The following is a 15819-nucleotide window of genomic DNA, read 5'->3' on the forward strand; positions in this document are numbered from 1 at the left end:
CGGGGTTCGGGGTTCGGGTCAGCGCGAGGGGTTCTCGAGATCGATCTCGCCCGCGGCGATCCCGCGGACGACGTCGATGAGCAGGCGGCGCTCGACGGGCTTGATGCGCTCGTGCAGCGCGGCCTCGTCGTCGCCCGGGAGCACGGGTACGCGCTCCTGCGCGAGGATCGGCCCGCTGTCCACGCCGTTGTCGACGATGATGACGCTCGCCCCGGTCTCCTCGACGCCCGCGGCGAGCGCGTCGCGCACGCCGTGCGCGCCCGGGAACTCGGGGAGGAAAGCGGGGTGCGTGTTGATCATGCGCGGGGCGAACTCGTCGACGAGCGCGGAGGGCAGCAGACGCATGAGGCCGCTCAGCACGATGAGATCCGCGCCGATGCGGCGCAGCTCCTCGGCCAGCGCGGCGCCCCAGGCCTCGCGCGACGGATGGTCGCGATACGGGACCGTGAAGGTCGGGATGCCGAACTCCTCGGCGTGGGCGAGGCCCGCCGCGTCGCGGTCGGCGCCGACGGCGACGATCCGAGCGGGGAATCCGGGTTCGCTCGCGGCTTCGAGGAGGGCGCGGAGGTTCGAACCGGTGCCAGAGATGAGGACGGCGACCGAGAGCACGCGGCCAGTCTACCGGCGCGCGAGTTCGTCCCCGTCGGCGAGCGCGGCCGCCCCGTCCGCTGTCGCGGCGGCATGCCCGTGCGGGCGGGGCGAGAGGAGCAGGATGGCCGCACCGACGAGCACCTCGAGGCCCACCGCGAGGGCGACGGGACCGGGATCGGGGCCGACGGTCGCGAGCCGCCCCGGGCCGATGGATCCCGACGAGAGTGCCGCGATGCCGGCCGCCCCGGCTCCCGCGATGGCGGCGATGGCGATCGCGAGCACGACCCGAGGCGACACGGGCTCGTGCGGCGAGGGATGGTCGTCGTCCTCGGGGCGTTCGATCTCCCACTCCGCCGCGAGCGCCGAGCGCACGTGCCACCCGGCCAGCGCGCCCGCCGCGACGGGCAGGAGCGCGACGAGCAGCAGCCATCCCGAGCCCTGCTCCGGGAGGAGGCCGAGCATCGGGATGCCGGGCACGACGCCGAGCTGCGTGCCGGCCGGGGAGACCGTGGTCGCCGCGCCGACCGCGAAGCCCGGCCCCGCGATCCAGGACACGCCCCAGCCGATGAGCGTCGGCAGGTACGCGACCTGCGCGAGCGCGAGGGCGGTCGCGCCGAGCGCGTCGACCTGCGCCTGCTCGAAGAGGGCGACGACGGCGTCCGCGCGGACGAGCACGGCGACGACGACCGCGAGCGCGGCCGCGCCGACGACGGCAGCGAGGGCGACGGCGCCGCCGCGCACCGCGAGCGTGGGGACCTCGCGCCACTTCGACGACCACCCGTCGACCCGCTCGTGCACGAGGTCCGCGAGGCCGCCGTCGCCCTCGCTCCAACCCTCGGCCCACGCGCCGGCGACCGCCCCGACCGCGTAGACGGCGGTCGGCAGGAGCACAGCCTGCCAGGCCTCGACGCGTGCGAGCTCGCTCCCCGAGGTCGCGAGGACGACCGCCGCGATGATCGCGGTCATCGCGATGCCCGCGAGGACGCCCACCGCTCCGGCGCCCGAGCGGACCGCGCGCCGGCCGGAGCGGGCCGCGAAGAACGCCGCGAAGACCGCGAACGCGAGCGGAGCGAGGGTGAGCGTGAAGGTGGCCGCCTCGTCGGGCAGGCCGAGCGCCACGACGGCGTCCTCGTCGAACGCGAGCGACAGCGGGACGAGGTTGCCGAGCTGCCAGATCCGCGCCGTCGTCGGCCACAGGCCCGCCCAGTCGGCCGTCAGGCCGAACGTGAACGTCCACAGGAGCGTCAGCGGCGCGAGGACGACGGCGAGGCCGACCAGCGCCGCCACGAGCGCGTCGAACGCGGCGAGCAGGGCGATGAGGATCCGATGCATGGCGTCACGACCCTACCCGCGGGCCCCGGGAGATCCCCGGACCCGCGCCGGGGCCGCCCTACGCCGCGATCGGCTCGAGGACGAAGACCGCGATCCGGCGCTCCGTGCGCTCCTGGTACTCGGCGTACGGCGGGTACGCCGCGACGGCGCGCTCCCACCACTGGGCGTACTCGTCGCTGTCGACGTCGAGCTCGCGCGCGAGGTAGTCGCGCTTCACGGCGCCGTCCTGCAGCTCGACGTGCGGGTGCGCGGCGATGTTGAAGTACCACGCGGGCGGCTTCGGCGCCCCGCCCTTCGAGGCGACGAGCGCGTAGACGCCCTCGTGCTCGACGCGCATGAGGGCCGTCTTGTGCAGCTTCTCGCTGCGGGCGCCGACGTTCGTCACGACGACGATCGGCCAGGACGTGCCCGGCAGGACGGAGGCCTCGGCGCCGTTCGACGCCTCGTAGGCCTCGGCCTGCTGACGTGCCCATTCGGATGTGCTCGGTGCGTACTCTCCCTGAAGCGGCATGCTCCGAGCCTACGATCCCGTCGGGCCATCGGCTCCGGCCATCCGCATGCACATCCGTCCCCTCCCCTTGACACCCCGCGATCGTCCTGCCGATAGTGAGGCGTACACGGCTGGCGCTGGCATCGACGCGAGGGAGCAGGGATGTCCGGATGGGCTCGGAGGAGCAGGCGATGAAGAAGCTGATCGGCGACACCGCGGCGGTCGTCACAGATGCCCTGGTCGGCATGGAGGCGGCCCTGCCGCAGCTCCGCGTGGACCACGAGAACCGGGTCGTCCTCCGCGCGACACCCAAGGACGCCGGCAAGGTGGCGCTCGTGTCGGGCGGCGGATCGGGACATGAGCCGCTGCACGGCGGCTACGTCGGCTACGGGATGCTCGACGCGGCGTGCGCGGGCGAGGTGTTCACCTCCCCCACCCCCGACCAGGTGCTGGCGGCCACGAGCGCGGTCGATCGCGGCGCGGGCGTGCTGCACATCGTGAAGAACTACACGGGCGACGTCATGAACTTCGAGATGGCGGCCGAGCTCGCGGAGGCGGAGGTCGCGTCCGTCCTCGTGCACGACGACGTCGCGGTGGAGGACTCGCTCTACACGGCCGGGCGCCGCGGGGTGGGCCTCACGGTGCTCCTCGAGAAGATCGTGGGCGCTGCCGCCGAGGAGGGCGCGCCCCTCGACGAGGTCGTGCGGATCGCGGAGGCGGTGTCGGCGCAGGGACGCTCGATGGGCATGGCGCTCACGAGCTGCACGGTGCCCGCGGCGGGCAAGCCCACGTTCGACCTGCCCGACGACGAGATGGAGATCGGCATCGGCATCCACGGCGAGCCCGGGCGACGCCGCGTGAAGGTCGCGCCCGCACCGGAGATCGCCGAGATGCTCGTCGACCCGATCCTCCACGACTTCGACGCGGCGGGCGGGCCGGTGATCGCGATGCTGAACGGCATGGGCGGCTCCCCGCTTCTCGAGCTCTACCTCATGTACGGCGAGGTCGCGAAGCTGCTCGAGAAGGCCGGCGTGCGCGTCGCACGCACCCTCGTGGGCGACTACATCACGTCGCTCGACATGGCGGGGTGCTCGCTCACGCTCCTGCGCGCCGACGACGAGATGCTGCGTCTGTGGGACGCGCCCGTCGAGACGCCCGGCCTGCGCTGGGGGCGGTGATCGGATGGCGTTCGACATCGCAGCGCTCGGACGCTGGGTCGCGCTCTTCCGCGATCGCGTCTCCGACGAGCAGGAGCGGCTGACGGCGCTCGACTCCGCGATCGGCGACGCCGACCACGGTGCGAACATGGCGCGCGGCACCGCGGCGGCCGTCGCGAAGCTCGAGTCGGCGACGCCCACGACCGTCGGCGAGTTCGGGAAGGCGGTGGGGATGGCGCTCGTCTCGACCGTGGGCGGTGCGAGCGGCCCGCTGTACGGCACCTTCTTCCTGCGCTTCGGCGCGAGCGGCGGCGACGGCGCCGAGCTGGATGGCCCCGCGCTCGCCGCCGCGCTGCGCGCGGGCCTCGAGGGCGTCGTGTCACGCGGCAAGGCGGAGCCGGGCGACAAGACGATGATCGACGCGATGACCCCGGCGGTCGACGCGTTCGAGGCGGGCGCATCCGACCTCGTCTCCGCCGCACGCTCTGCCGCTCGGGCTGCGCGCGCGGGAAGCGACGCGACCGAGCCGCTCGTCGCACGCAAGGGACGCGCGAGCTATCTCGGCGAACGCAGCGCGGGGCACCTCGACCCCGGTTCGGTCTCGACCGCCCTCCTGTTCGAGGCGCTCGCCGCGGCGGCCGAGGAGGTCTCGGCATGATCGGCTTCGTCGTGGTCTCGCACAGCGTCGCCCTCGCGGAGGCGGCTGTCGCGCTCGCGAGCGAGATGGCCGGCCCAGTGGCGCCTCGGATCGCCGTCGCGGCCGGAACGGCGGAGGGCGGGATGGGCACGGATGCCGCGCTCATCGCGCGGGCGATCGAGTCGGTCGCCTCGCCCGACGGCACCCTCGTCTTCACGGACCTCGGATCGGCCATCCTCAGCGCCGAGCTCGCCTTCGATCTCGCGGACGCCGCCGAGGGGCCGGTGCGCCTCGCTGCGGCTCCGTTCGTGGAGGGCCTCGTGGCCGCGGTGGCGCGAGCCGGCGCGGGCGGCGACCTCGTCGAGGTCGAGCGCGAGGCGCGCCGCGCCCTCGACGCCAAGCTGCGGCATCTCGGCGTGGAGGGCGAGTCCGTCCCCGTTGAGGAGAAGCCCACGGGGCGCTCGGAGTCGTTCCTGCTGACGAACGAGATCGGGCTCCATGCACGGCCGGCGGCCGCGCTCGCGGGCGCCCTGCGCGGGCTCGACGCGGTCGTCCGGATCGGCACCGCCACGAAGCCCGCCGTCGACGGGCGCAGCCTCGTCGGACTCATGGCGCTCGGCGCCCGCAAGGGCGACACGATCGATGTGACCGCCGACGGGCCCGACGCGGAGCGCGCGATCTCGGCCATCCGCGACCTCGTCGCGTCGGGCTTCGGCGAGTAGGCGCGCCGTGGCCTCCGAGCGCGTCACGCTCACGATCCCCGGACCGGATGGCGACCGCGAGGTGAGCCTGTCGAGCCCGGGGCGCGTCGTGTGGCCCGAGGCCGGGGTGACCAAGCGCGACCTCGCGGAGTACCTCATCGCGGTGTCGGGCCCGTTCCTCGCGCACAGCGGCCATCGGCCCGTGTCGCTCGAGCGCTTCCCCGGGGCCGTCGACGGCGAGAGCTTCTTCTCGAAGAACCCGCCCAAGGGCGCACCCGCCTACGTCGAGTCGGTGCCCGTGACGTACAACAGCGGCAGGCGCCATCCGCAGCTCGTCCTCACCGAGCCGGCGTCGGCCGTGTGGGCCGCGCAGATGAACACCGTCGTGTTCCACCCGTGGGCGTCTCTTGCAAGCGACGCCGACCGTCCCGTCGAGCTGCGAATCGACCTCGACCCGCAGCCGGGCACCGACTTCGCCGACGTCGTCTTCGCGGCGCACGCGATGCGCGAGGTGCTCGACGAAGCCGGCCTCACGTCGTGGATCAAGACGAGCGGCAGCCGCGGCATCCACCTCTTCTGCCCCATCGAGCCGCGGTGGGAGTTCCTCGAGGTGCGCCACGCGGTGATCGCCGCGGGGCGCGAGCTCGAGCGGCGCCATCCGTCGCGCGTGACGATGAGCTGGTGGAAGGAGGAGCGCGGGGAGCGCGTCTTCATCGACTTCAACCAGGCCAACCGCGACCGCACGATGGCGGGCGCCTACAGCCCGCGGGCGCTCCCGCAGGCGACCGTGTCGACGCCGCTCTCCTGGGACGAGCTCGACGACGTCGATCCGCTCGCGCTCACCGTGCGCACCGTGCCCCGGCGCCTCGAGGAGGTCGGCGACCCGTGGGCCGCGTTCGGCGATGCGCCCGCCCGCATCGACACGCTCCTCGAGTGGTGGGAGCGCGACCTCGCCGACGGCCTCGGCGAGCTGCCGTTCCCGCCCGACTTCCCGAAGATGCCCGGCGAGCCGCCGCGCGTGCAGCCCTCGAAGAAGGTCGCCGAGCACTGGGACGCGCAGGGCAACCGCGTCGACGACTGAATGCAGCGAGCCGCCCCCGGGATGATCCCGGGGGCGGCTCGCTGCGTTTCGACTCGCTGCGTTTCGACTCGCTGCGTTTCGACTCGCTGCGCTCGCTCAACGACCGGGGGCGGCTCGCTGCGTTTCGACTCGCTGCGTTTCGACTCGCTGCGCTCGCTCAACGACCGGAGGCGGCTCGCTGCGCTCGCTGAGTCTTAGAGGGACTCGATGATCTCGCGCATGAGGGCGGCCGTCTCGCTCGGGGTCTTCCCGACCTTGACGCCGGCGGCCTCGAGGGCCTCCTTCTTCGCCTGCGCGGTGCCGGCCGAGCCGGACACGATCGCGCCCGCGTGGCCCATCGTCTTGCCCTCGGGGGCGGTGAAGCCCGCGACGTAGCCGACGACCGGCTTCGTGACGTTCGCCTTGATGAACTCGGCCGCGCGCTCCTCGGCGTCGCCGCCGATCTCGCCGATCATGACGATCGCCTTCGTCTCGGGGTCGGCCTCGAACGCCTCGAGGGCGTCGATGTGCGTCGTGCCGATGACGGGGTCGCCGCCGATGCCGATGGCCGTCGAGAAGCCGAGGTCGCGCAGCTCGAACATCATCTGGTAGGTCAGCGTGCCCGACTTCGAGACGAGGCCGATCGGGCCCTTGCCCGTGATGTTCGCGGGCGTGATGCCGACGAGCGACTCGCCCGGCGTGATGATGCCGGGGCAGTTCGGGCCGATGATGCGGGTCTTGTTGCCCTTCTCGATCGCGTACGCCCACGCCTCCGCGGTGTCGCCGACGGGCACGCCCTCGGTGATCACGACGAGGAGGGGGATCTCGGCGTCGATGGCCTCGACCATGGCGTCCTTCGTGAACGCGGGCGGCACGAACGCGATCGACACGTCGGCGCCGGTCTTCTCGATCGCCTCGGCGACCGATCCGAAGACGGGGAGCTCGACCTCGCCCTCGCCGGGCTTCTCGTGCGTGACGGTGGTGCCTGCCTTGCGGGCGTTCACGCCGCCGACGATGTTCGTGCCGGCCTTGAGCATGAGGGCGGTGTGCTTGGTGCCCTCGCCGCCCGTGATGCCCTGGACGATGACCTTGGAGTCCTTGTTGAGGTAGATCGACATGTCTCTAGTCCCTTTCCCGGCTCAGGCGTTCGCCAGCTCGGCGGCCTTGTCGGCGCCCTCGTCCATGCCGGCCGCGAGCGTGACCAGCGGGTGGTTGGCCCCCTGCAGGATCGCGCGGCCCTCTTCGACCTGGTTGCCGTCGAGGCGCACCACGAGCGGCTTGGTGGCGTGGTCCCCGAGGATCTCGAGGGCCTTCACGATGCCCTCCGCCACGGCGACGCACGACGTGATGCCGCCGAAGACGTTGACGAAGACGCTCTTGACCTGCTCGTCGCCGAGGATGACGTCGAGGCCGTTGGCCATGACCTGCGCGTTCGCGCCGCCGCCGATGTCGAGGAAGTTGGCGGGCTTCACGCCGCCGTGCTTCTCGCCCGCGTACGCGACGACGTCGAGCGTCGACATGACGAGGCCCGCGCCGTTGCCGATGATGCCGACCTGGCCGTCGAGCTTGACGTAGTTGAGGCCGTTGGCCTTGGCCTTCGCCTCGAGCGGGTCGGCCGCCTCCTTGTCCTCGAGCTCCTCGTGCTCGGGGTGGCGCACCTCGCTCGCGTTGTCGTCGAGCGAGACCTTGCCGTCGAGGGCGACGATGTCGCCGGCGCCGGTGAGCACGAGCGGGTTCACCTCGACGAGCGTCGCACCCTCGGTCTTGTAGACCTCGTAGAGCTTGACGAACACGTCGGCGACCTTCTCGACGAGCTCCTCGTCCCAGCCGCCCGCGCGGGCGATCTCGACGGCCTTCTCCTTGTCGATACCGCGCAGCGGGTTCACCTCGACGCGCGCGAGCGCCTCGGGCTTCTCGACGGCGAGCTGCTCGATCTCCATGCCGCCCTCGACGCTCGCGAGCGACAGGTAGGAGCGGTTGGCGCGGTCGAGGAGGACCGAGAAGTAGAACTCGCGCGCGATGTCGGCGCCCTGCGCGACCATCACGCGCTTGACGATGTGGCCCTTGATGTCGAGGCCGAGGATGGCCTTCGCGGCCTCGTATGCCTCGTCGGGGGTCTTCGCGACCTTGACGCCGCCGGCCTTCCCGCGCCCGCCGGTCTTGACCTGGGCCTTGACCACCACGACGCCGCCGATCTTCTCGGCTGCCGCCTTCACCTCCTCGGGGGTGTCCGCGACGATGCCGGCGAGCACCGGCACCTCGTACTTCTCAAAAAGGTCTCGAGCCTGGTACTCGTACAGATCCACGTTGCATTCCTTCGATGGGGCCACGGGACAAGACGCGTGGAAACGTCTCGACGTCGAGAGATCTCGACCGATGCTCAAGCCTACTACCGCGCGGTGACCGCGCCCTGCGGGCCTCCCGGTGAGCGGCGCGAGCGGGCATGAAGAAGGCGGCCCCGGATCATCCGGAGCCGCCTGCACGCGGAGGGAGGGCGGTGCTACCTCGCCTTGGTGTGCATGGGCAGGGCCATGGCGAGGCACACGAGCAGGATGCCCGCCGCGAACACCAGGGCCTGGAACGCCGGCACCATGAAGGCGACGCCGAACAGCGCCAGCCCGCCGAGGAAGAGAACCAAAGCGACGATGAACATCTCTGCTCCTTTTTGAAGACTTCCTCCAGCTTAGATGATCCCGGGCGGGGCCCCTGCCTAGCCTGTCGCCATGGCAACGGAGCTCCTCCCCGGCGAGAAGGTGTCGACGTACGACGTCGCGAAGGTTCTGGACATCGACTACTACGCGGTGTTCTCGGATGTCTCGGGCGAAGACCGCGAGGTCTGGTCCCGCGCGCGCGAGATCGGGGAGCGCCTCGCTCCCCGCATGCGCGAGGCGTGGGAGCGCGCGGAGTATCCGCTCGAGGTCCTGCCTGAGCTGGGAGCCGCCGGCCTCTACGCGGACGGCATCGATCATCCGGCCATCCCCCGCCTGTCGCCGCTGGCCGCGGGGCTGGTCAACATGGAGATGTCTCGGCACGACGGCTCGCTCGGAACGATCCTCGCCGTCCAGGGCGGGCTCGCCCTCCGCACGCTCGCGCTGTTCGGCAGCGAGGCGCAGCAGGAGCGCTGGCTCGGGCTGCTGCAGACGGGCGAGGTGCTCGGCTCCTTCGCGCTGACGGAGCCCGATCACGGATCGGATTCGACGTCGCTCGAGACCGTCGCGCGTCGAGACGGCGACGGGTGGGTGCTGCGCGGCGCCAAGAAGTGGATCGGCAACGGCGCATCGGGCGGCATCACATTCGTCTGGGCGCGCGTGGATGACGAAGGCGACCCCGACCATGGCGCCGTCCGGTGCTTCCTCGTGGAGCAGGACGCGCCGGGCTATGCGGCCGACGTCATCGCGGGCAAGGTCGCGCTGCGCGCCATCCATCAGGCCCACATCCGCCTCGACGACGTGCGAGTGCCGGCCGACGCCGTGCTCCCGGGCGCGCACTCGTTCAAGGACGCGACGACGGTGCTCTTCGCGACCCGCTCGGGGGTCGCCTGGTCGGCGCTCGGGCACGCGACGGCCTGCTTCGAGGCCGCCCTCTCGTACGCGACGCAGCGCGAGCAGTTCGGCCGCCCGCTCGCGCGCTTCCAGATGGTGCAGGAGCGCCTGACGCAGATGCTCGCCCAGCTCACGTCGATGCAGCTGTTCCTGCGCCGCCTCGCCGACCTCGAGGCGGCCGGCGGCATGCGCGCGACGCAGGCGTCGCTCGCGAAGTACCACTGCACGCGGACGGCGCGCGATGTCGCCCGGACCGCGCGCGACATGCTCGGCGGGAACGGCATCCTCCTCGAGAACGTCGTCATGCAGCATCTCGCGGACATCGAGGCGATCCACACCTACGAGGGCACCGAGAGCGTCCAGGCGCTGCTGCTCGGCCGCGACCTCACCGGGATGAGCGCGTTCGTCTGACCTCGGCGGCCCGGCCGTCGCGGGCCCCTGGCAGGATGGGCCTATGACGACTCGGCGCGCGACGGTGGTGGGCAGCGGACCGAACGGGCTCTCCGCCGCGGTGGCGCTCGCGCGGGCCGGCTTCGACGTCACCGTGATCGAGGCGCACTCCGGGATCGGCGGCGGAACCCGCACGGCCGAGCTCACGCTCCCGGGGTTCCGTCACGACGTGTGCTCTGCCGTGCATCCGGCCGCGTTCACCTCGCTTTTCTTCGACGCGTTCGGCATGCGCGAGAAGGTCGGATGGCTCGTTCCCGACGCGTCGTACGCGCATCCGCTCGACGGCGGCCGCGCCGCGATCGCCTGGCGCGACATCGCGCGGACCGCCGACGGGCTCGGGGTCGACCGCCGGGCGTGGAACGCGATGCTCCGCCCGCTCGCGCGCCACATCGACGCGGTCGCCGACGTGACCGGCAATCAGATGCTGCGCGTGCCGCGCCATCCGGTCACCTTCGTGCGCTTCGGACTCAGGGCGCTCGAGCTCGGCTCACCGCTCGGCCGGCACTCGTTCCGCAGCGAGGAGGCGCACGCGCTCCTCACGGGCGTGATCGCGCACGCGAACACCGCTCTGCCCTCGGTCGCCGCGTCGGCCGCAGGGCTGCTGCTCGCCTCCCAGGCGCATGCCGGGGGCTGGGGATTCCCCGTCGGCGGCGCCCAGGCCATCCCCGACGCCCTCGCGGAGGACCTGCGCGCGCACGGCGGCCGGATCGAGACGGGTCACCGGGTCGACGATCTGTCCGCGCTCGACTGGGGCGACCCGGCGCGCGGCGACGTCCTCGTCCTCGACACCTCGCCGCGTCTCGCGCTCACGCATCCCGACGCGCACGGCTCCTGGGCCGCGGCCATCCGCCGATTCCGGTACGGGCCGGGGGCCTCGAAGGTCGACTTCGCGCTCGACGGGCCCGTGCCGTGGGCGCACCCCGATGTGCACCTCTCCCCCACCGTGCACATCGGCGGAACCCGCGCCGAGATCGAGGCGGGCGAGAACGCCGTCGCCCGCGGGCGCGTGCCCGAGCGGCCGTTCGTGCTCGCCGCCCAGCCGTCCATCCTGGACCCCACGCGCGCTCCGAAGGGCAAGAGCGTGCTGTGGACGTACATCCACGTGCCGCCGGGGTCGAGCGTCGACGCGACCGAGACGGTGACGCGGCAGATCGAGCGCTTCGCACCCGGCTTCCGCGACCGCATCCTCGCGTCGCACGCCACGACCGCCACCGAGTTCGCCGTGTACAACCCGTCGGCCGTGGGCGGCGACTTCGCCGGCGGCGCCGTGACCTTCCGGCAGCTGATCGGCCGCCCCGTCCTCTCCACCTCGCCGTGGCGCACCCCGATGAAGGGCGTCTACCTCGCGTCGGCGTCGACCCCGCCCGGCCCGGGCGTGCACGGGATGGCCGGCTGGTTCGCCGCGCGTCTCGCGATCGCCGATGCGACGGGTGAGCGCGTCGAGCTCGAGGACCTGTTCTAGGACGGGCCGCTCAGATCCACCCCTTCTCCCGGGCGATCCGGGCCGCCTGTGCGCGGTTGGACGCGCCGGTCTTCCCGATGGCGGACGAGAGATGGTTGCGCACGGTCCCGGCGGACAGGAACACCTCCGCCGCGATCTGCGTGACCGCCCGCCCGTCCGCGGACAGCCTCAGCACCTGCTGCTCGCGCTCGGTCAGGGGGTTCGCGCCCTCGGCGAGCGACGCGACCGCAAGTTCGGGATCGACGACGCGCATGCCCGCGTGCACGCGGCGCACGGCGTCCGCCAGCTGCGCGGCCGGGGCGTCCTTGACCACGAACCCGCTCGCGCCCGCCTCCAGGGCAGCGCGGAGGTAGCCGGGGCGCGCGAAGGTGGTCACGATGAGCACGCGGGTGCCGGGGCTCGATGTTCGGATCGCGCGTGTGGCGGCGATGCCGTCCGCGCCCGGCATCTGGATGTCCATGAGGCAGACGTCGGGCGAGAGCCTGAGGGCCTCCGCAGCCGCAGTCGTCCCATCGCCTGCCTCTCCGGCCACGACGAGGTCGTCCTCGAGCTCGAGCAGGGCGCCCATCGCGCCGCGCACGAGCGCCTGATCGTCGACCAGGAGGAGTCGGATGGGGGCGGGGCTCACCACGTCACACTCACCTTCGTGCCGCCCGCACCGCGCGCCTCCACGCTCAGGGTCGCACCGGCCGCCGTCGCGCGCTCCGCCATCCCGCGCATCCCGTTGCCCGGCGGAGCGCTCGTTCCGCTCCCGTCGTCCTCGATCACGAGCGTGCCGGGCGCGACCTCGATGCGCGCACGCCGCGCGCCGGCATGGCGCAGGATGTTCGTGGTCGCCTCCCGCAGGATCCAGGCGGCGGGAAGGGACTGCGCAGGCGAGAGCGCGTCGGCGGCTCCGACCGTCTCGACGTCGAGACCCGCGGTTTCGAGCGCCGCCCTGCTCGAGACGAGCTGGTCCGCGAAGCCGACCCCCTGCAGCCCCGTGACCGTGCTGCGCACGCCGGCGATCGCCTCGGTCGCGAGCCGGACGATCGCGTCGAGCTCGGCGCGGGCGCGCTCCGGATCCCGGTCGACGAGCCTGCTCGCGAGCTCGGCCTTGAGCTTCACGACCGTGAGCGAATGACCGACCAGGTCGTGCACGTCTCGGGCCACCGAAGCACGCTCCTCGGTGGTGGCCAGCTGCACCCGCAGCTCCTCCGCCGCGATCGATCGCCTGATGAGCCAGGTGTTGACGGAGTTCACGACGGCGAGCATCAGCATGATGGCGAGCAGCTGCGCGTGGCCGGACAGGCGCCCCGTGAGGAGAATCGCGCCGATGGCCAGCGCGATCGACACGGCGTTCACGGCCCAGTGCCACCATCGCCCGAGGCCGTACGACGCATAGGCCATGACGAACGGCAGGAAGCTGAGCGCCTGCGTCTCGATCGCCGGCACCGTCGCCGCCGCGCACGCGATGAGGCACCAGAAGATCACGACGATGCTCGGAGCCGGGCGGTGCCATTCGCCGCGCATGCCGCGCACGAAGCCCACGACGTAGAGCACGGCGAACCCGACCGTCGTCGCCCAGCCGAGCACGCGCCATCCGATCGGCGCGGTCGAGTTCACGAGGCTCATCACCGGATAGATGAGGAAGACCATCCATACGACGGCCATCAGCCATCCCCACCGCTCCCAGGGGCCCTGGAGCCGGCGCGGGCCGGCTGCAGCGGGCGCGACGGTGCTCATCCGTCGAGCCTAGCGACGGCGTCGCGAGCGCAGGACGCCGAACCGTACGAGCGCAGCGAACACGGCTGCCCAGGCGGCGACGTTCAGCAGCACAGCCCACAGCGGATCCGAGCCGCCGGACACGAGCGCTCCGTCCGTGGCGGGCCAGCGGACGAGGGCGACGTACCCGTACATGGGCGTGAACGTCGCGATGTCGAGCATGACGCCCTCGAGCGGGACGAACACGTTGCCGAAGAACCCGAAGAACGTGATCGAGATGGATGCGAGCGCGGCGGCGGAGTCGGAGTTGAAGGAGAGGCCGACGCCGAGCCCGAACAGGCCGTAGACGAGTCCGAGCGCGAGGGTCAGCCCCGCAGCGGCGAGCCAGCGCCATCCATCCGCGGCCTCGGCGCCGGTCGCGATGCCGGCGAGGTAGACGGCCGCGACGGAGAGCGCCGCGAAGGTGACCGCGGCCGTCAGCTTCGTGACGGCGTACCCCGCGGTCGTGAGTGGGGTCATCGCGAGCTGACGGCCCCATCCCTGACCGACTTCCGAGGCGGCGAGAGAGCACAGAGAGCTCATCGCGGTGGCCGTCCCGAACGCGCCCATCGACACCATGACGTAGAACGAGACGTTCGCGTTTCCGACGCTCTGCCCGCCGTACTCCATGCTCGCGCCGAAGAGGAGGTACATGGCGACGGGCATCGCGAGCGTGAATGCGAGCGTGTACGGGTTGCGCAGCTGGCGCATCGCCTCCGTGCGATAGAGCGGCGGCGAGACGAGGGCGGTCATGCGGGCTCCTCCGTGAGCGAGGTGAAGGCGGATTCGAGGGTCGGGGCGGCGATCTCGAGATCGTGCGCGCCGATCGAGAGGAGGCGTGCGGCGAGTTCGTCGGACGCGGCTGTCCGCACGGTGATCCGGCCCGCGTCGACGACGAGCTCCGCGACGCGGTCGTCTGCCTCGAGCTCGCGCACCAGTCCGCCGGCGAGCTCTGCGGACGGCGGGAGCGACGCCGAGACGGTGCGCCCGCCGAGCGATGCACGCAGACTCTCCGTCCGGGCGTCGGCGACGACCCGGCCGCGGTTCATGACGACGGTCCGTCGCGCGAACTGCTCGGCCTCTTCGAGATAGTGCGTCGCGAAGACGATCGTGCGGCCGGCGTCGGCGTCGGCGCGCATGGCCTGCCAGAAGCGTCGGCGGGCGGTGACGTCCATGCCTGCCGTGGGCTCGTCGAGGATGAGCACGTCCGGGTCGGGGAGCAGAGCGAGGGCGAACTTGACCCGCTGCTGCTCGCCGCCCGAGCACTTCCCCACGCGCCGACGCCCGATGCCCACGAGGTCAGCCCGCTCGAGGACCTCGGGAACCCGTCGCTGCACGCCGTGAAGTCCTGCGACGACCGAGACGGTCTCGCGCACCGTGAGATCGGCCAGCAGTCCGCCGCTCTGCAGAACCGCGGCCAGCCGGCCGGCCGCCACCGCGCGGCGCGGACCGTCCCCCAGCACGGCGACGGTGCCCGCATCGGGCTCGCTCAGCCCGAGCAGCATGTCGATGGTGGTGGTCTTCCCCGCGCCGTTCGGCCCGAGGAGCGCGACCACCTCTCCCCGCTCGACGCGGAGGTCGACGGCGTCGACCGCCCGCACACGCCGCTCCCCCGAGCCGAAGTGGCGCGTGACGCCGGCGAGTCGAACCGCAGGAGGCGCAGAGGATGTCTGTGTCATATCCCGAGCCTCGCGCGTGGGGCACGCGTCCGCAGGAGGGCGCTGTCACGTCATCGACATGACGTCTGTCACGCTCGGCGGTCCCTCGGCACCGCCGCTTAGGCTGGGAAGCCTATGACTTCGCGCCTCGAACCCGGTACCGCCGCTCCTGCCTTCACTCTGCTCGACCAGGATGAGAAGAGCGTCTCGCTCTCCGACCTCCGCGGGCGGAAGGTCGTCCTCTACTTCTACCCGGAGGCGCTCACGGTCGGATGCGCCAAGCAGGCGTGCGACTTCCGCGACAGCCTCGGCTCGCTGCAGAGCGCCGGGTACACGGTGGTCGGCGTCTCGCGCGACGAGCCCGAGAAGCTGCGCCGCTTCCGTGAGCGCGACGGCCTGACCTTCGACCTGCTGAGCGACCCCGACCACGCTGTGCACGATGCGTACGGCACGTGGGGCGAGAAGAACAGCTACGGCCGGATCATCGAGGGAGTCATCCGCTCGACGTTCGTGCTCGACGAAGAGGGCGTCATCGAGAAGGCCCTCTACAACGTCAAGGCGACCGGGCACGTCGCGCGGCTGCGCCGCGACCTCGGCATCGACTGACCCGCCTCACCGCTCGCGCCCGCGGTCCCCGACACTCTCGTCGGCGGCCGCGGCGCTGTGCCATTCGGTGGTGGGTCAGGTGCGGATGCGGGTGAGGGTGCGGCGGATGCGGGTGCGTATGCGGGTGGCGGATCCTTGTGCGGGGCGGGGTGTGCAGTCGCGGTCGATCCAGCGGGGCGGGACGATGTAGGGCACGCCGTGGTGCATGTGGATGGTCCAGCCGGAGGTGTCGAGGTGGTGGTGGTGCCACCAGCAGAGCAGGACGCCGTTGTCGGTTTCGGTGGGGCCGCCGTGGGCGTGGTCTTCGACGTGGTGGATCTCGCACCAGGCGGCGGGGATGGTGCAGCCGGGGATGATGCAGCCTCCGTCGCGGGCGACGATCGCTTTGCG

At 72.2% G+C, this 15819-nt stretch carries 18 protein-coding genes; 7 read left to right on the top strand and 11 right to left on the bottom strand.

The window, feature by feature from the left end:
• Positions 1 to 18: 18 nt before the first annotated feature.
• The 3 genes from purN to PKE79_RS15080 are packed head-to-tail and all read right to left on the bottom strand — an operon-like array spanning position 19 to position 2434.
• A complete protein-coding gene (gene purN / locus PKE79_RS15070; RefSeq protein ID WP_271174525.1) occupies positions 19 to 609 on the bottom strand; it encodes a phosphoribosylglycinamide formyltransferase in 591 nt (196 codons plus the stop codon).
• Positions 610 to 618: 9 nt separating this feature from the next.
• On the bottom strand, positions 619 to 1923 hold the full coding sequence (locus PKE79_RS15075; protein ID WP_271174526.1) for a cell division protein PerM: 1305 nt from the start codon (positions 1921 to 1923) through the stop codon (positions 619 to 621).
• Positions 1924 to 1981: 58 nt separating this feature from the next.
• Positions 1982 to 2434, bottom strand: a complete 453-nt coding sequence (locus PKE79_RS15080) for a nitroreductase family deazaflavin-dependent oxidoreductase (protein ID WP_271174527.1) — start codon at positions 2432 to 2434, stop codon at positions 1982 to 1984.
• A 170-nt stretch (positions 2435 to 2604) separates the two neighbouring features.
• Here PKE79_RS15080 and dhaK point away from each other — a divergent pair, with 170 nt between their 5' ends.
• The 4 genes from dhaK to ligD are packed head-to-tail and all read left to right on the top strand — an operon-like array spanning position 2605 to position 5989.
• Positions 2605 to 3591, top strand: a complete 987-nt coding sequence (gene dhaK / locus PKE79_RS15085; protein WP_271174528.1) for a dihydroxyacetone kinase subunit DhaK — start codon at positions 2605 to 2607, stop codon at positions 3589 to 3591.
• Positions 3592 to 3595: 4 nt separating this feature from the next.
• Positions 3596 to 4228, top strand: a complete 633-nt coding sequence (dhaL, locus tag PKE79_RS15090) for a dihydroxyacetone kinase subunit DhaL (RefSeq protein WP_271174529.1) — start codon at positions 3596 to 3598, stop codon at positions 4226 to 4228.
• The gene (dhaM, locus tag PKE79_RS15095; protein ID WP_271174530.1) at positions 4225 to 4929 is read left to right on the top strand and encodes a dihydroxyacetone kinase phosphoryl donor subunit DhaM; all 705 of its coding nucleotides are present in this window, start codon (positions 4225 to 4227) and stop codon (positions 4927 to 4929) included. Before dhaL ends, dhaM begins: the two co-directional genes overlap by 4 nt.
• A 7-nt stretch (positions 4930 to 4936) precedes the next feature.
• Positions 4937 to 5989 (top strand): non-homologous end-joining DNA ligase, encoded by a 1053-nt coding sequence (gene ligD / locus PKE79_RS15100; RefSeq protein WP_271174531.1) that lies wholly within the window; start codon positions 4937 to 4939, stop codon positions 5987 to 5989.
• A 194-nt stretch (positions 5990 to 6183) separates the two neighbouring features.
• Here the strand turns inward: ligD and sucD are convergent, their stop codons facing one another.
• From sucD to PKE79_RS15115, 3 genes are all read right to left on the bottom strand, one after another.
• A complete protein-coding gene (sucD, locus tag PKE79_RS15105; RefSeq protein ID WP_271174532.1) occupies positions 6184 to 7086 on the bottom strand; it encodes a succinate--CoA ligase subunit alpha in 903 nt (300 codons plus the stop codon).
• A 21-nt stretch (positions 7087 to 7107) separates the two neighbouring features.
• Positions 7108 to 8274, bottom strand: coding sequence for an ADP-forming succinate--CoA ligase subunit beta (gene sucC, locus PKE79_RS15110; protein ID WP_271174533.1), 1167 nt, complete (start codon positions 8272 to 8274; stop codon positions 7108 to 7110).
• Positions 8275 to 8468: 194 nt separating this feature from the next.
• Positions 8469 to 8621, bottom strand: coding sequence for a hypothetical protein (locus tag PKE79_RS15115; RefSeq protein ID WP_271174534.1), 153 nt, complete (start codon positions 8619 to 8621; stop codon positions 8469 to 8471).
• Positions 8622 to 8691: 70 nt separating this feature from the next.
• Between PKE79_RS15115 and PKE79_RS15120 the strand changes: the two genes are divergently transcribed.
• Positions 8692 to 9921, top strand: coding sequence for an acyl-CoA dehydrogenase family protein (locus PKE79_RS15120; protein WP_271174535.1), 1230 nt, complete (start codon positions 8692 to 8694; stop codon positions 9919 to 9921).
• 43 nt (positions 9922 to 9964) lie between these two features.
• Positions 9965 to 11422 (top strand): phytoene desaturase family protein, encoded by a 1458-nt coding sequence (locus PKE79_RS15125; RefSeq protein ID WP_271174536.1) that lies wholly within the window; start codon positions 9965 to 9967, stop codon positions 11420 to 11422.
• Positions 11423 to 11432: 10 nt separating this feature from the next.
• Here PKE79_RS15125 and PKE79_RS15130 read toward each other — a convergent pair whose 3' ends face one another.
• The 4 genes from PKE79_RS15130 to PKE79_RS15145 are packed head-to-tail and all read right to left on the bottom strand — an operon-like array spanning position 11433 to position 14844.
• Positions 11433 to 12050 carry a response regulator transcription factor gene (locus tag PKE79_RS15130; RefSeq protein ID WP_271174537.1) on the bottom strand — a complete coding sequence of 206 codons (618 nt, stop codon included), beginning with the start codon at positions 12048 to 12050 and terminating at the stop codon, positions 11433 to 11435.
• Positions 12047 to 13147 (bottom strand): sensor histidine kinase, encoded by a 1101-nt coding sequence (locus PKE79_RS15135; protein ID WP_271174538.1) that lies wholly within the window; start codon positions 13145 to 13147, stop codon positions 12047 to 12049. The genes PKE79_RS15130 and PKE79_RS15135 overlap by 4 nt, the downstream gene beginning before the upstream one ends.
• Positions 13148 to 13156: 9 nt before the next feature.
• Positions 13157 to 13918, bottom strand: a complete 762-nt coding sequence (locus PKE79_RS15140) for an ABC transporter permease (protein WP_271174539.1) — start codon at positions 13916 to 13918, stop codon at positions 13157 to 13159.
• Positions 13915 to 14844, bottom strand: a complete 930-nt coding sequence (locus PKE79_RS15145) for an ABC transporter ATP-binding protein (protein ID WP_271174540.1) — start codon at positions 14842 to 14844, stop codon at positions 13915 to 13917. Before PKE79_RS15145 ends, PKE79_RS15140 begins: the two co-directional genes overlap by 4 nt.
• A gap of 114 nt (positions 14845 to 14958) precedes the next feature.
• Here PKE79_RS15145 and bcp point away from each other — a divergent pair, with 114 nt between their 5' ends.
• Positions 14959 to 15429, top strand: a complete 471-nt coding sequence (gene bcp, locus PKE79_RS15150) for a thioredoxin-dependent thiol peroxidase (protein ID WP_271174541.1) — start codon at positions 14959 to 14961, stop codon at positions 15427 to 15429.
• A 75-nt stretch (positions 15430 to 15504) separates the two neighbouring features.
• Here bcp and PKE79_RS15155 read toward each other — a convergent pair.
• Positions 15505 to 15819 (bottom strand): HNH endonuclease (locus PKE79_RS15155; RefSeq protein ID WP_271174542.1); only part of this gene is annotated, 315 nt, incomplete at its 5' end.

The sequence above is a fragment of the Microbacterium barkeri genome (assembly GCF_027921765.1).
Taxonomy (GTDB): domain Bacteria; phylum Actinomycetota; class Actinomycetes; order Actinomycetales; family Microbacteriaceae; genus Microbacterium; species Microbacterium barkeri.